Origin of the sequence: Lapillicoccus jejuensis (assembly GCF_006715055.1) — a bacterium.
GTDB classification, from domain to species: domain Bacteria; phylum Actinomycetota; class Actinomycetes; order Actinomycetales; family Dermatophilaceae; genus Lapillicoccus; species Lapillicoccus jejuensis.
This window is the reverse complement of record NZ_VFMN01000001.1, coordinates 2,915,840-2,929,658: the sequence shown is the minus strand read 5'-3', so window position 1 is coordinate 2,929,658 and position 13,819 is coordinate 2,915,840. Positions and strand designations below refer to the sequence as shown.

The following is a 13,819-nucleotide window of genomic DNA, read 5'->3' as shown; positions in this document are numbered from 1 at the left end:
GCCGGTCAGCGGTAGGCGTTGCCCGGGGGCCGGGCGTCGCGGCGCTGCCAGCAGCCGGAGTGCCAGTGCCGGCGGTCGCCGAGGCCGCCGACGCCCTCGGCCGGCCAGGCGACGACGTGCGGGGTCCCCGGGAGGACGTCCTGCTGGCACCCCGGGCAGAGGTAGGCGCGCTCGGCGCTCGCGCCGGTGGCGCCGCTGACCCGGCGGACGGTGAAGAGCGTGCCGGCGTAGCGCTCGGTGCTCGTCACCCCGCCGATCCGGGAGGTGTCGAGCGGCGCGTCGTCGCGGCGGCGGCGGTTCGCTCGGGGCACCCCTCAAGCGTAGGTGCGGAACCCCCGCGCGGTCTTGCGGCCCAGGTAGCCCGCGGTGACGAGGTGCTCCAGCAGCGGTGCGGGGGCGAACCCGCGCTCGCGGAACTCGAGGTAGAGGGTGCGCTGGATGGCGAGCGAGACGTCGAGGCCCACGACGTCGAGCAGCTCGAACGGGCCCATCGGGTAGCCGCAGCCGGTCTTCATGGCGAGGTCGATGTCGTCGGCGGTCGCGTAGTGCGCCTCGAGCATCCGCACCGCGTCGTTGAGGTAGGGGAAGAGCAGCGCGTTGACGATGAAGCCGGCGCGGTCGCCGCACTGGACCGGGTGCTTGCCGAGCCGGGTCGTCAGGTCGACGACGGTCGCGGTGACGTCGGCGGCGGTGGAGACGGTGTGCACGACCTCGACGAGGCGCATGACGGTGGCGGGGTTGAAGAAGTGCATGCCGACGACGTCCTGCGGTCGGCTCGTCACGACGGCGCAGTCGATGACCGGCAGCGAGGAGGTCGTCGTGGCGAGGATGGCGCCCGACTTCGCGACCTTGTCGAGGGTGCGGAACAGGTCCTGCTTCGCCTCGAGGTCCTCGACGATCGCCTCGACGACGAGGTCGGCGTCGGCGAGGTCGTCGTGGCTCGTCGACCCGGTGACGCGCGCGAGCGCCGCGTCGGCGTCGGCCTGCTCGAGCTTGCCGCGCTCGACGGCGCGAGCCAGGCTGCGGGAGAGGGCGGCCCGGACGGCCTCGACCTTCTCGTCGCTCCTCGCGACGTAGGTGACCGGGAAGCCACTTTTGGCCAGGACCTCGACGATGCCGGTGGCCATCGTGCCGGAGCCGACGACGCCGACCGACGAGATCGTCCGCAGCGACGTGCCCCCCGCCGCCGTCGGGCTCGGGGTCTGCGCGTCGCCGACGACCTGCGAGCTGCCGGGCTCGGCGTAGGTGTAGAAGCCGCGCCCGGACTTGCGGCCCTTGAGACCGGCGCTGACCATCTGCTTGATGATCGGGCTCGGCGCGTGCAGCCTGTCGCGACCCTGCTTGTACATCGTGTCGAGGATCTCGTAGGCGGTGTCGAGCCCGATGAGGTCCATCAGCGCGAGCGGGCCCATGGGCAGGCCGCAGCCCAGCTTCATCGCCGCGTCGATGTCCTCGCGCGTCGCGTAGCGGGTCTCGTACATCGACACGGCGTGGTTGAGGTAGCCGAACAGCAGCGCGTTGGCGATGAACCCGGCCTTGTCGCCGACGACGACCGGCTTCTTGCCCAGGCGCTCGGCCAGGCCCTTGACGTCCTCGAAGACGTCGTCCGCGGTGACGACCGTGCGGATGACCTCGACGAACTGCTGCACCGGCGCGGGGTTGAAGAAGTGCATGCCCACGACCCGCTTCGGGTCGCTCGTCGCGACGGCGATCTCCGTGACCGGCAGGGAGGAGGTGTTGGTCGCGAGGACCGCGTCGGCGCCGACGACCTGGTCGACCCGGCCGAAGAGGTCCTTCTTGAGGTCGAGCCGCTCCGGGACGGCCTCGACGACGAGCTGGCAGGGGGCGAGGTCCTGCAGGTCGGTCGTGAAGTGCACGCGGGAGTGCAGCGCCGCCTGGTCCTGCTCGCTCAGCTTGCCGCGCGCCACGGCGCGTCCGGTGGAGTGCTCGAGGACTCCGCGCCCGCGGGTGAGGGCGGCGTCGTCGACCTCCACCGCCGTCACGTCGATCCCGTTGCGGGCGAACACTTCCACGATGCCGGCGCCCATCGTGCCGAGACCGACGACACCGACGTTGGTGAACTCACGAGCCATGGCGGCGAGTCTGTCAGACCGCCCGCGGGTGCCGGACCGGTCGGCGGGTGACCCTCGTCGCAGTCGAGGTCCTGGGGGTCTCGACGGGGAGAGGTGACCGGGAGCACACTCGGGAGATGCCTCGCCTCCACGTCCCGGGCCGCCCCTCCCGCACGGGCCTGTTCCGGCGCCGCCGCCGCGTGCCGGTCGGGACGCGGGACTTCCTCGAGTGGAGCGAGGTGACCGGACCCGGGCCGACCGACGACCCGGACGACGACGGCGGGCTCGCCGGGGTGCGCGAGCCGCGGCGGCCCCGCCCCACGCTCCCCTCCGCGGCGATGGCGCTCCAGCCCCCCGTCGAGGACGGTCGCGGCTGAGCCGCGGGGGCGTCGTACGGAGGCGTCGCGGGCGGCGCCGTACGGGGCGTCGTACGGACGTCGGGTAGGTTGACCGGCCGTGAGGTTGGTCGTCGCGCGCTGCTCCGTGGACTACGAGGGTCGTCTCCAGGCGCACCTGCCGCTGGCGACGCGGCTCCTGCTCGTCAAGGCGGACGGGTCGGTGCTCGTGCACAGCGACGGCGGGTCGTACAAGCCGCTCAACTGGATGTCGCCGCCGTGCGTCATGGCCGAGGTCGAGCCGGAGGAGCACGAGGCCGCCGACGGGGTCGTGGCCGTGTGGGTCGTCGCGCACCAGAAGTCCGAGGACCGGCTGCGGGTGAGGCTGCACGAGGTGCTCCACGACTCCAGCCACGACCTGGGCGTCGACCCCGGGCTGGTCAAGGACGGCGTCGAGGCGCACCTGCAGCGGCTGCTCGCCGAGCACATCCACACGCTCGGGCACGGGTGGTCGCTGGTGCGGCGGGAGTACATGACGGCGATCGGGCCCGTCGACATCCTCGCGCGCGACGCCGCCCGCGGGCACGTCGCCGTCGAGATCAAGCGGCGCGGCGAGATCGACGGGGTCGAGCAGCTGACGCGGTACCTCGAGCTGATGAACCGTGACCCGCACCTGGCGCCGGTCACCGGGATCTTCGCCGCGCAGGAGATCAAGCCGCAGGCCAGGGTGCTCGCCGAGGACCGTGGGATCCGGTGCGTCGTGCTCGACTACGACGCGCTGCGGGGGATGGACGACACGGAGTCGCGGCTCTTCTGAGCCGACCCCGCGGCGGTGTGGCCGTCGGTGGGGCGTGCTTGGCTGGGCGCATGACCTGGGAGACGCACCCGGTGACGCCGGACCGGTTCGAGGACTTCGCCGACGTGATCAACCCGAACCGGCGCGCCACGCACTGCTGGTGCCTGTCGCACCGGCTGCGGCTCGCGGAGATCGAGGAGCTCGGCGGCGACGGGCCCGACGCGCGCGAGCGAGCGGCGCGGTCGCTGTGCGCGCGCGAGGTGGCGCCCGGGGTCGTCGCCTACCGGGACGGCACGCCGGTCGGCTGGGCCAACGTCGGGGCGCGCACCGACATCCCGCGGCTCGTGCACAGCACGAGGATCCCGGCCGTCGACGACGTGCCGGTGTGGTCCGTCATCTGCGTCGTCGTCCGCGGCGGGTGGCGCCGGCAGGGCGTGGCCGGCCAGGTCATCGAGGGCGCCGTGGCCTTCGCGGCGGAGCACGGGGCGCCGGCGGTCGAGGCGTACCCCGTCGACGCCGAGGGCGGTCGGATCGACACGACGATGGCCTTCGTGGGGACGCGGGCGATGTTCGAGAGGGTCGGCTTCGAGGTCGTCGGGACGACCGACGCGGTGGCCTCGCGGCGGCCGAGACTGCGGATGCGGAGGGTGCTGGCGTGAGCGTGACGACGTGGGGCGACGGGGACCGGCAGGCCGTGCTGATCCACGGGCTGACCGGCGGGCCCGGGGTCTGGTACCGGGTCGGACCGGCTCTCGCCGAGCGCGGGTTCCGGGTGACGGCGGTGACGCTGCCCGGGCACGACGGTCGTCCTGCTCCGGACGGGTGGTCGCAGGAGGTGCTCGTCCGGGCGGTCCTGGACCAGGCGCCGCCGACGCCGTACCTCGTCGTCGGGCACTCGCTCGGCGGCTACACCCTGGCCGCCGCGCTCGAGCGGCTGCGGCCGCGCGTGGCGGTGCACGAGGACCCGGTGCTCGACCTGCCCGCGGCCGGCGCGGCGCTGTCGGCGTACGGCGAGCAGAAGGCGTGGACCCGCGAGGAGATCGCGCGGCGCAACCCGCGGTGGCGAGCCGAGGCGGTCGAGGCGAAGTACGCCGGGCTGCAGGGGTGGGACCCGGCGATCTGCGATGCGCTCGTCGACCCGGGGCGCTTCCCCGCCACCGTGGTGCCGACGGCGGGCTCGTACGGCGTCCTGTCCTCGGCCTTCGTCCTCGCCGACGACAGTCCCCTCGTGCCGCCCGCGGAGGCGGAGCGGTTGCGGGGTCTCGGGCACCGGGTCGACGTCGTCGACGGCGCGGGCCACAGCGTGCACCACGACCGGTTCGAGGAGTTCATGGCACGCGTGGACGCGGCGCTCGACGCGGCGGTGGACGAGCCCGGGTGAGTCGACCTGTCCGGTCGCCCGGCGGGCCCGTCGTCCACAGGACGACGCCGGCCGCGCCGTCGTCCACAGGCTCCCGTGGCGACGGTGGGATGTCGGTGGTCGGCAGTAGATTGGACACATGTTCGAATCCACGGAGGGCGCAGGGCCGGCAGGCGGGGCGATGCCCGGCGAGCCGGACCTGCACGTCGGTTCGGACGACGTGTGCGAGACCGTCGGGGAGCGGCCCCCGACGTCGCAGGACGTGCCGTCGGAGCCTCGTGCTCGGCTGGAGTGGCTGACGAGGGAGCTGCGGCAGGTCGGGGCGCAGGTCGCGGCGGGTGAGTTCTCGCCGCCGCTCGAGCTCGAGCCGGCGCCCGTGGAGGAGGGCTCCTCGATCGCGCCGGTGGTCGTGGTGGCGCCGGTGGACGCGGTCCGGGTCGAGGTGATCTCTCTGCTGGAGGCGGTGAAGTCGGTGGCGGCGGGGGCGCAGGCGAGGGTGACGGCGGCGTTCGCGGTCTCGCAGGAGGCGGCGGCCCTCGCGGTGCTCGACGCGCGCGCCGGGTCCCCCGCGGCGCACGGCACATCCCTCGGGCACGGCGACGAGCCGGGTGATCGGGCGGCGGTCCGTCGTCGGGTGCGGGCGGAGCGGTTGGCGCGTTCGTCGGTGGTGGGGCAGGTCGGGTTGGCGCGGCGGATCTCGCCGGCGCGGGCCTCGGCGTGCGTGGCCGCGGCGAAGGCGTGGACGTCGGACCTGCCTCGGACGTTGGCGGCGTTGGACGCCGGGGAGGTCTCCGAGTGGGGCGCGGAGATCGTGGCCCGGGAGACCAGCACGTTGACGCCGGCGCTGCGGCGGCGGGTGGACGAGCAGGTCGGGGAAGGTCTGCGGTGCTGGAGCGAGCGGCAGGTCCGAGCGGCGGTGATCGCGCGCGGGTACGCGTTGGACCCGCAGGCCGCGGTGAAGCGGCACGAGAAGGCCGTCGGGCAGCGTCGGGTCTCGACGCGACCCGCGGCCGACGGGATGCTGTGGCTGACGGCGTTGCTGCCGGTGGTGCAGGGCATCGCCTGCCAGGCGTCGCTGTCGGCGGCGGCGTCCGCGGCGAAGACGGCCGGCGACGGGCGCGGGACGGGGCAGCTGATGGCGGACCTGCTGGTGCAGGCCGTGACCGGGCAGTCGGCCGGGACGCCGGACCTGCCCGGGTGGGTCACCGACCCGACCCGGTGGGACAGCGACACCCCCACCCCGACCCCTGCCCGGGCTTCGAGCCCGGCTCAACCCCCGAGTCCGGCCCAACCCCCGAGTCCGGCCCAACCCCCGAGTCCGGCCCAACCCCCGAGCCCAGGAGAGCCCCCGGCCCCGGGAGAGGCCACGCCTCCGGAAGAGCCCGCAGCCGCAACGGCCAGTACGGCCAGTACGGCCAGTACGGCCAGTACGGCCAGTACGGCCGGTGAGGTGCAGGAGCCACGAGGTCAGGGCGGTCCGCCGGCGGTGCCGGTCGAGGTCCAGCTCGTCGTCTCGGCCGAGGCGTTGTGGGGCGACCCCGACGACCCGGGCTACGACCAGCCGGCCCACGTGCCGGGGTACGGCCCGATCCCGGCGTGGCTGGCCCGGCACCTGGTCCGCGGCGCCCCCGACGCCCACCCTGAGGTCGGGGCGCGGGCGGCGACGTTCCTGCGCCGGCTGTGGGCGTGCCCCGACACCGGCGCCCTCGTCGCGCTCGAGTCCCGACGCCGCGTCTTCGACGGCGGCCTGCGCCGCTTCCTCATCGCCCGCGACCAGACCTGCCGCACCCCGTACTGCGACGCCCCCATCCGCCACGGCGACCACGTCACCCCCCACACCGACGGCGGCCCCACCACCGCCACCAACGGCCAAGGCCTCTGCGCCCGCTGCAACCAGACCAAGGAAGCCCCCGGCTGGCACAGCGACGTCCTCGACGACGACGTCCCGCCGACCGCAGCCGGGACGCGGACGAGAACGGCCCCCGCGACCCGGCACGCCGTCCGCGTCACGACACCCACCGGCCTGACCTACCGCTCGACCTCCCCGCCGGTCCTGCCCGCGGCCCCGACCCGTCCCGACGGCCGCCGAGCCCGCCCGAGCCGCCCCCAGCGGCATCCCACCCCGGAGCACCGCCTGCGCGCCTTCCTGCTCCGCAGCTGAGGCGGGCGGGAGGACCGCGGGGCGGGCGTCCGGGTGAGCCGACGCCGGAGGTACGCGAGGATGTCGCCGTGCCTGCCGCCGTCGCCGCCCCGAACGCGCTCGCCGTCCAGGCCGGCCTGGACGTCACCGCGGCCGGGGGCGGCGCCGTCGACGCCGCGGTCGCCGCCATGGCCGTCGCGATGTCGACCGAGCCGGGCGTCGTCAGCCCCCTGGGAGGCGCCTTCGTCACGGTCTGGCCCGCCGACGACGACCCGGTCGTCGTCGACGGCAACGTCGAGATGCCGGGTCGCGGCCTGCCGCGCGAGCGCTTCGGCCAGGGGCTGCGCGAGATCACGACGACGTACGGCGGCGGCCTCACCCTCTTCGCCGGGCCGGGCAGCGTCGCCACCCCCGGCGGCTTCGCCGGGCTGGGCCTGGCCCACGAGCGCTGGGGGCGTCTGCCCTGGCACGACGTCCTCGCCCCCGCCGTCGCGAGCGCCCGCGCCGGGTTCCCGCTCGGCGCAGCCGCGGCCAGCTACCTGGCGCTCACCGGCGACACCCTCTTCGCCTGGGACCCCGCGACGGCCGCGCTCCTCCTGCGCGACGGCGTCGCCCTCTCCCCCGGTGCGGCGATCGCCGACCCCGCCCTCGCCGACAGCCTGCAGCACCTCGCCGACGCGGGGTGGCGCGACCTGTACGACGGCGACCTCGCGCGCGCCGTCGCCACCGACCTGCAGGACCGCGGCGGCCTGCTCACCCTGACCGACCTGCAGGCGTACGAGGCCCGTGTCCGCCCCGCCCTGCGCCTCGACGCCGGCCCGTGGTCGCTGGCGACCAACGCCCCGCCCTCGATCGGGGGGCCCGTCCTCACCGTCATGCTCACCGAGCTGGCCCGGACCGGCTTCTCGCTCGACGAGGTGATCCGGATCCAGCGTCTCGTCCTCGGCCACCGGCTGCGCGTGCACGACCGGTCGACCGACCTCGAGCGCGACGGGTACGCCCTCCTCGAGCAGGTGCAGCGTCACGGCCTGGAGAGCCTGCCGACGTCCGGCTCGACGGCGCACGTGTCCGTCGTCGACGACACCGGCACCGCCTGCTCGGTGACCGCGTCGGCCGGGTACGGCTCCGGCCTCACCGTCGCGGGGACCGGGCTGATGGCGAACAACTGCCTCGGAGAGCCCGAGCTCAACCGCCTCGGCCTGCACGCCCTGGCCCCCGGTACCCGGCTCGCCTCGAACATGGCCCCGTCCGCCGGGCGCGGCGCCGACGGTGAGGTCCTCGCCATCGGGACGCCCGGTGCCGACCGGATCACGACCGCGCTGCTGCAGGTCCTCGGGCGGCACTGCTTCGCGGGCGAGGACCTCGAGGACGCCATCGCCGCCCCCCGCCTGCACCTCACCTTCGACACGACGCCGGAGCGGATGGGCGACGACGCGACCGCGACCGTCCAGGTCGAGGACGACCCCCAGATCCTCGCCGCCGTACGACGCTCCGGTCTGCCCGCCGTCTCGCAGGGGCACCGCTCGATGTACTTCGGCGGGGTCGCCGCCGCCCACCGCCGCGCCGACGGGTCGCTGCACGCGGCCGCCGACCTGCGCCGCGAGTCGGCGACCGGAGTCGGCTGAGCGGAGGCGCCGGGCTGGTGCCGGGTCAGACCGCGGCCGGTTCCAGCTCCGCCAGGGTCCCCAGCCCCCGCGCGGACCGGATCAGCCCGACGAACTCCCCCACCATCTCGGTCAGCCCGAAGTCCTTCGGCGTGAAGACCGCCGCCACCCCGGCCGCCCGCAGCTGCGCCGCGTCACCCTCGGGGATGATCCCGCCGACGACGACCGGGACGTCGTCGAGCCCGGCGGCGCGCATCCCCTCGAGCACCGACGGCACGAGCGCCATGTGCGACCCGGACAGGATCGACAGCCCGACGAGGTGCACGTCCTCGGCGACCGCGGCCGACACGATCTGCTCGGGCGTCAGCCGGATCCCCTGGTAGACCACCTCGAAGCCCGCGTCCCGCGCCCGTACGGCGACCTGCTCGGCCCCGTTGGAGTGCCCGTCCAGCCCGGGCTTGCCCACGAGCACCCGCAGCCGCTCGCCCAGCTCCTCGCCGGTGCGGCGGACCGCCTCGCGCACCGCGAGCAACCCGTCGCCGCTCGAGACGCCCACCGACCCCGAGACCCCGGTCGGCGCGCGGTACTCGCCGAACCGGTCGCGCAGCACCTGCGCCCACTCGCCGGTGGTCAGCCCCGCCCGGACGCACGCCAGCGTCGCCGCCATGAGGTTCGTCCCGGACGCCGCGTCGGCCCGCAGCCGCTCCACCGCCTCCTGCGCCGCCGCGCGTCGCTCCGGGTCGGCGTCCCGCTCCTCGCGCCACGCCCGCACGGACGCGGCGGCGGCCTCCTCGACGTCGGCGTCGACCGTCTGGATCGCGGTGCCGAGGTCGGCGGTGAGCGGGTTGGGCTCGGTCGTCGTGAAGCGGTTGAGCCCGACGACGACCTCCTCCCCCGTCTCGATCCGCCGGCGCCGCTCGGCGTGCGAGGCGACCAGGGCCGACTTCATGTAGCCCGACTCGACCGCAGCGACCGCGCCGCCGGCCTCCTCGATCCGCGCCATCTCGGCCCGCGCGCCCTCGACGAGCTCGGCGACCTTGGCCTCGACGACGTGCGACCCGGCGAACAGGTCGTCGTACTCGAGCAGGTCCGACTCGTAGGCGAGCACCTGCTGCAGCCGCAGCGACCACTGCTGGTCCCACGGCCGCGGCAGCCCCAGCGCCTCGTTCCACGCCGGCAGCTGCACGGCCCGCGCCCGGGCGTCCTTGCTCAGCGTCACCGCGAGCATCTCGAGGACGATCCGTTGCACGTTGTTCTCCGGCTGCGCCTCGGTCAGCCCGAGCGAGTTGACCTGGACGCCGTAGCGGAACCGCCGCTGCTTCGCGTCCTGCACGCCGTACCGCCCGCGGGTCAGCTCGTCCCACAGCTGCACGAAGGCCCGCATCTTGCACATCTCCTCGACGAACCGCACGCCCGCGTTGACGAAGAACGAGATCCGCGCGACGACGTCGCCGAGGTCCTCCGGCGCCACCTGCCCCGAGTCGCGCACCGCGTCGAGCACCGCGACCGCCGTCGACAGCGAGAAGGCGAGCTCCTGCACCGGCGTCGCGCCGGCCTCCTGCAGGTGGTAGCTGCAGATGTTGATCGGGTTCCACCGCGGGATCTCGCGCACCGTGTGGGCGATCATGTCGACGATGAGCCGCAGCGACGGCTCGGGCGGGAACGCGTAGGTCCCCCGCGACAGGTACTCCTTGATGATGTCGTTCTGCGTCGTCCCGGCGAGCGACCGTACCCACTCGGCGGGGTCCTCGCCCGCCGCGACGGCCTGCTCCTCCGCGGTCACCTGGTAGAGCGCGAGCATCCACATCGCGACCGCGTTGATGGTCATCGACGTGTTCATGTCCTTGAGGGGGATGCCCTCGAAGAGCCGCCGCATGTCGCCGAGGTGGCTGACCGGCACCCCGACTTTGCCGACCTCGCCGCGCGCGAGCGGGTGGTCGGGGTCGTAGCCGGTCTGCGTCGGCAGGTCGAAGGCGACCGACAGCCCGGTCTGGCCCTTGTCGAGGTTGCGCCGGTAGAGCGCGTTGCTCGCCGCGGCGCTCGAGTGCCCGGCGTAGGTCCGCATCACCCACGGACGGTCGCGCTGCGGTCGGGGTGCGGCCTCGTCCGTCGCCTCGTCCATCTCCACCATGCGCCGACGGTAGCGACGGGCGCCCCGCCCCGGCAGGCCGTCAGGCGGTGAGAGCCACCACACCGACGGGCGCGGACACCTCGAGCGCGGGCTCGTCCACCGCCGCCGTACGGCGCCCCCGCGGCAGCAGCCGCGCCGCGCGCAGCAGCCGCTCGGTCCGGGGCTGCGGGTGCACGAGCACCAGGCGCCGACCGCGGCGCTGGGCCCGGCGGTGCGCCTCGACGAGCAGCCCGAGGGCCGTCGAGTCGGCGAGCACGACGTCGGCGAGGTCGACGTGCAGGTCCCCCGAGCCGGCGTCGACCGCGGCCAGCAGCACCGCTCGCACGTCCGCCGCGTGGACGACGTCGAGCCGTCCCACCAGCCGGAGCCGGCTCCCCGCCTCCGTGACCGTCACCTGCATGCCCTACCCCCGTCGTCGAGCCTCGCGCCCGTAGTTCCTGCGTCCTCACCGTGAAGACGTCGCACGGTGGGTGAAGGTTGTCGCCGATCCCGAGATCCGGTGAGGTCGTCACCTGATCGACACCTGCAAGGAGCCTCGTCACTCCCGGGGTGATACGACGACATGGTGACGGGTCACGGGGCACAGTGGACGGATCGGACACTGTGGCGGGTGTGACCGTTGTGAAATCGTGACTCAGCCGAAGGCGGGCGGCTCCGGCTCGCGCGTCACCTGGGCCCCCAGACCCTGCAGCAGCAGCTCGAACCCGGCGTACCCGCGGTCGACGTGGTGCGCGCCGGAGACGGTCGTCACCCCGTCGGCGACCAGACCGGCGACGACGAGCGCCGCCCCGGCGCGGATGTCGCTGGCCTCGACCGGCGCGCCGGACAGCTGCGGCACCCCGCGCAGCAGCACGTGGTGCCCGTCGACCCGGGTCTGGGCCCCGAGCCGGGCGAGCTCCTGGACGGTGCGGAACCGGGCCTCGAAGAGGTTCTCGGTGACCATGGCGCTGCCGTCGGCGACCGCGTCGTGGGTGAGGGCGAAGGGCTGGAGGTCGGTCGGGAACCCCGGGTAGGGCAGCGTCGCGACGTCGACCGGCCGGGGCCGGCCGGGCGGGGCGACGACGCGGAACCCGTCGGGCGTCACCGACACCGCGCACCCTGCCTCGGCGAGCAGCTCGAGCGGCAGCCCCAGGTGCGCGACCACGCCGCCCACGACCTCGACGTCACCGCGGGTCGTCGCCGCGGCGAAGGCCCAGCTGCCGGCGGCGATCCGGTCCGGCACGACCCGGTGCTCGACGGGCGAGAGCCCCGGCACCCCCTCGATCCGCAGGGTCGAGGTCCCCGCGCCCTCGATCCGCGCGCCCATCCCGACGAGCATCGTCGCGATGTCGACGATCTCCGGCTCGCGGGCGGCGTTGTCGAGGGTCGTCACGCCGTCGGCGAGCACCGCGGCCATGAGGACGTTCTCGGTCGCCCCGACGCTGGGGAACTCGAGCCGGATGTCGGCCCCCCGCAGCCCGCCCGGCGCGTGCGCGACGAGGTACCCGTGGGTGACGTGCACCTGCGCGCCGAGCGCCTCGAGACCCATCGCGTGCAGGTCGAGCCCGCGCGAGCCGATGGCGTCGCCGCCGGGGACGGCCACGTCGGCCTCCCCCATCCGCGCGACGAGCGGACCGAGGACGCAGATCGAGGCCCGCAGCGCCCGCACCAGCTCGTAGTCGGCGCGGTGCCCGATCCGCTCGGGGACGTCGATCTCGACGGTCCCCGCGGCGGCGTCGTACAGGACCTCGGTCCCGAGCCGCCGCAGCAGCTCGGCCATGATCGTCACGTCGACGATGGCCGGGACGTTGGTCAGCCGGCTGCGGCCGGGCGCGAGCAGCGTCGCCGCCATCAGCTTGAGGGCGCTGTTCTTCGCGCCGACGACGGGCACCCGCCCGACCAGGCGCGTCCCGCCGACCACCCTGAACCGCTCGCTCACCGGCGTCAGCCTAGGGTGTGGAGCATGGTCAACCTCACGCGGATCTACACCCGCACCGGCGACGACGGCACGACGTCGCTGGGCGACTTCTCCCGCACGAGCAAGACCGATCCGCGGCTGGTCGCCTACGCCGACGTCAACGAGGCGAACGCCCACCTCGGCGTCGCGGTGGCCTCGGGCGACCTCGACGAGGACGTCCTCGCCACGCTGCGCCGGGTCCAGAACGAGCTCTTCGACGTCGGAGCCGACCTGTGCACCCCGCTCCAGGTCGACCCGGAGTACCCCCCACTTCGGGTCCTCGACCCGTGGGTCGCCGACCTCGAGACCGACTGCGACACCTACCTGCCCCGGGTGGAGAAGCTGCGCTCCTTCATCCTGCCCGGCGGCACCCTCGGCGCGGCCCACCTGCACGTCGCGACGACGACCGTACGACGCGCCGAGCGCGCGGCCTGGGCGGCCATCGCCACCCACGGCACCGAGCCGGCCGACGGCAAGGGCGTCGGCGGGGTCAACCCGCTGACCGCGACCTACCTCAACCGGCTCTCCGACCTGCTGTTCATCCTCGCCCGGGTGGCCAACCTGCGCCAGGGCGGCGACGTGCTGTGGGAGCCGGGCGGCGGCCGCCAGGCGGCCCCGGAGCGGCACCGCGACGCGCGGGCCGAGGGCCTCGAGGAGACGGCGGCCGAGACCGACGACTGAGCGGCGCCCCCGGCCGGGTCCGGCTCAGGCGACGTTGGCCCGCGAGCCGGGCGGCGCCGACTCGAGCCAGGACCGCAGCGCGGTGTAGTGCGCAGGCAGCAGGGCGAGCTCGAACTCGCCCCGCGCCGTGTGGCAGGCGACCCCGACGGCGTCGGGCAGCAGGTCGGGCCGCTCGGGCCCCGGCAGCGCGCGCGAGGTCTCGACGTCGACCTCGGTGCGGGCCCAGCCGTCGGCGGGCCGGAGGGTCACCCCGAGCAGCGGGAACCACTCGAGCTGGTCCTGGCCGAGGCGCAGCAGCCCCATCCGGAACCGCGTCGCGTCCCCCCGCCGAAGGCCGCACAGCGTGAGGATCCGCCCGCGGGCCAGGGCCCGGCGGCGGAGCACCAGGCCGACGACGACCAGCGCGACGAGGACGACCAGCGCGCCGACCAGCACCTCGACGGACAGGAGGGCGGCCGGCATGTGGTCGACGTCAGGCGCGCGAGTGCGGGGCCTCGACCGTGTCGGCGACGATCGTCACGCGGTCGTGCTCCACCGAGAGGAAGCCGCTGTCGATCGTCACCTCCTGCACGCCGCCGTCACCGTGGATGGCGACCTCGCCGGAGACGAGCACCCCGAGCAGCGGCTGGTGCTGCGGCATGATGCCGAGCTCGCCCTCGGTCGTGCGGGCTCGGACCATCGAGGCCTCGCCCGACCAGACCTTGCGGTCGGCCGCGACGAGCTCGACCTGGAGTGCGCTCACGTCTGTCCTCCGTCGTGCGTGG

14 protein-coding genes are annotated in these 13,819 nt (G+C 74.8%); 7 read left to right on the top strand and 7 right to left on the bottom strand.

The window, feature by feature from the left end; genetic code table 11:
• Nucleotides 1–5: 5 nt before the first annotated feature.
• Both FB458_RS13665 and FB458_RS13660 read right to left on the bottom strand, forming a co-directional pair.
• On the bottom strand, nt 6–311 hold the full coding sequence (locus FB458_RS13665) for a hypothetical protein (protein WP_141848976.1): 306 nt from the start codon (nt 309–311) through the stop codon (nt 6–8).
• A gap of 3 nt (nt 312–314) precedes the next feature.
• Complete coding sequence (locus FB458_RS13660; RefSeq protein WP_141848975.1) at nt 315–2,093, bottom strand: 3-hydroxyacyl-CoA dehydrogenase family protein; 1,779 nt, start codon at nt 2,091–2,093, stop codon at nt 315–317.
• Nucleotides 2,094–2,209: 116 nt separating this feature from the next.
• Between FB458_RS13660 and FB458_RS13655 the strand changes: the two genes are divergently transcribed.
• From FB458_RS13655 to FB458_RS13630, 6 genes are all read left to right on the top strand, one after another.
• Nucleotides 2,210–2,449, top strand: a complete 240-nt coding sequence (locus FB458_RS13655; protein WP_141848974.1) for a hypothetical protein — start codon at nt 2,210–2,212, stop codon at nt 2,447–2,449.
• A 79-nt stretch (nt 2,450–2,528) separates the two neighbouring features.
• Nucleotides 2,529–3,224, top strand: a complete 696-nt coding sequence (gene nucS / locus FB458_RS13650; RefSeq protein ID WP_141848973.1) for an endonuclease NucS — start codon at nt 2,529–2,531, stop codon at nt 3,222–3,224.
• 50 nt (nt 3,225–3,274) lie between these two features.
• Nucleotides 3,275–3,862: a GNAT family N-acetyltransferase gene (locus FB458_RS13645; RefSeq protein ID WP_141848972.1), complete on the top strand. Its 588-nt coding sequence runs from the start codon at nt 3,275–3,277 to the stop codon at nt 3,860–3,862.
• Nucleotides 3,859–4,584, top strand: coding sequence for an alpha/beta fold hydrolase (locus tag FB458_RS13640; protein WP_141848971.1), 726 nt, complete (start codon nt 3,859–3,861; stop codon nt 4,582–4,584). Before FB458_RS13645 ends, FB458_RS13640 begins: the two co-directional genes overlap by 4 nt.
• 118 nt (nt 4,585–4,702) lie before the next feature.
• Nucleotides 4,703–6,724 (top strand): HNH endonuclease, encoded by a 2,022-nt coding sequence (locus FB458_RS13635; protein ID WP_141848970.1) that lies wholly within the window; start codon nt 4,703–4,705, stop codon nt 6,722–6,724.
• A 68-nt stretch (nt 6,725–6,792) separates the two neighbouring features.
• Nucleotides 6,793–8,328 (top strand): gamma-glutamyltransferase, encoded by a 1,536-nt coding sequence (locus tag FB458_RS13630; RefSeq protein WP_141848969.1) that lies wholly within the window; start codon nt 6,793–6,795, stop codon nt 8,326–8,328.
• Nucleotides 8,329–8,353: 25 nt separating this feature from the next.
• Here FB458_RS13630 and FB458_RS13625 read toward each other — a convergent pair whose 3' ends face one another.
• From FB458_RS13625 to murA, 3 genes are all read right to left on the bottom strand, one after another.
• Nucleotides 8,354–10,372 carry a protein meaA gene (locus FB458_RS13625; protein ID WP_246061581.1) on the bottom strand — a complete coding sequence of 673 codons (2,019 nt, stop codon included), beginning with the start codon at nt 10,370–10,372 and terminating at the stop codon, nt 8,354–8,356.
• Nucleotides 10,373–10,478: 106 nt separating this feature from the next.
• Nucleotides 10,479–10,832 (bottom strand): STAS domain-containing protein, encoded by a 354-nt coding sequence (locus tag FB458_RS13620; RefSeq protein ID WP_246061212.1) that lies wholly within the window; start codon nt 10,830–10,832, stop codon nt 10,479–10,481.
• Nucleotides 10,833–11,072: 240 nt separating this feature from the next.
• A complete protein-coding gene (murA, locus tag FB458_RS13615) occupies nt 11,073–12,356 on the bottom strand; it encodes a UDP-N-acetylglucosamine 1-carboxyvinyltransferase (protein ID WP_141848967.1) in 1,284 nt (427 codons plus the stop codon).
• A 24-nt stretch (nt 12,357–12,380) separates the two neighbouring features.
• On the opposite strand from murA, the gene FB458_RS13610 reads away from it, so the two are divergent.
• Entirely contained in the window at nt 12,381–13,055 is a 675-nt protein-coding gene (locus FB458_RS13610; protein WP_141848966.1) for a cob(I)yrinic acid a,c-diamide adenosyltransferase, read from the top strand.
• A gap of 24 nt (nt 13,056–13,079) precedes the next feature.
• Here FB458_RS13610 and FB458_RS13605 read toward each other — a convergent pair whose 3' ends face one another.
• Together FB458_RS13605 and FB458_RS13600 are read right to left on the bottom strand one after the other, a co-directional pair.
• Nucleotides 13,080–13,517: a DUF2550 family protein gene (locus tag FB458_RS13605; protein ID WP_141848965.1), complete on the bottom strand. Its 438-nt coding sequence runs from the start codon at nt 13,515–13,517 to the stop codon at nt 13,080–13,082.
• 10 nt (nt 13,518–13,527) lie between these two features.
• Nucleotides 13,528–13,797, bottom strand: coding sequence for a F0F1 ATP synthase subunit epsilon (locus FB458_RS13600; RefSeq protein ID WP_141848964.1), 270 nt, complete (start codon nt 13,795–13,797; stop codon nt 13,528–13,530).
• Nucleotides 13,798–13,819: the final 22 nt, after the last annotated feature.

Excerpts from the sequence above, each read along its gene's own strand:
- FB458_RS13655 (WP_141848974.1), top strand. The coding sequence starts at position 2,210 with ATGCCTCGCCTCCACGTCCCGGGCCGCCCCTCCCGCACGGGCCTGTTC.
- FB458_RS13610 (WP_141848966.1), top strand. The coding sequence starts at position 12,381 with ATGGTCAACCTCACGCGGATCTACACCCGCACCGGCGACGACGGCACG.
- FB458_RS13660 (WP_141848975.1), bottom strand. The coding sequence starts at position 2,093 with ATGGCTCGTGAGTTCACCAACGTCGGTGTCGTCGGTCTCGGCACGATG.
- FB458_RS13645 (WP_141848972.1), top strand. The coding sequence starts at position 3,275 with ATGACCTGGGAGACGCACCCGGTGACGCCGGACCGGTTCGAGGACTTC.
- FB458_RS13635 (WP_141848970.1), top strand. The coding sequence starts at position 4,703 with ATGTTCGAATCCACGGAGGGCGCAGGGCCGGCAGGCGGGGCGATGCCC.
- FB458_RS13625 (WP_246061581.1), bottom strand. The coding sequence starts at position 10,372 with ATGCGGACCTACGCCGGGCACTCGAGCGCCGCGGCGAGCAACGCGCTC.
- FB458_RS13605 (WP_141848965.1), bottom strand. The coding sequence starts at position 13,517 with ATGCCGGCCGCCCTCCTGTCCGTCGAGGTGCTGGTCGGCGCGCTGGTC.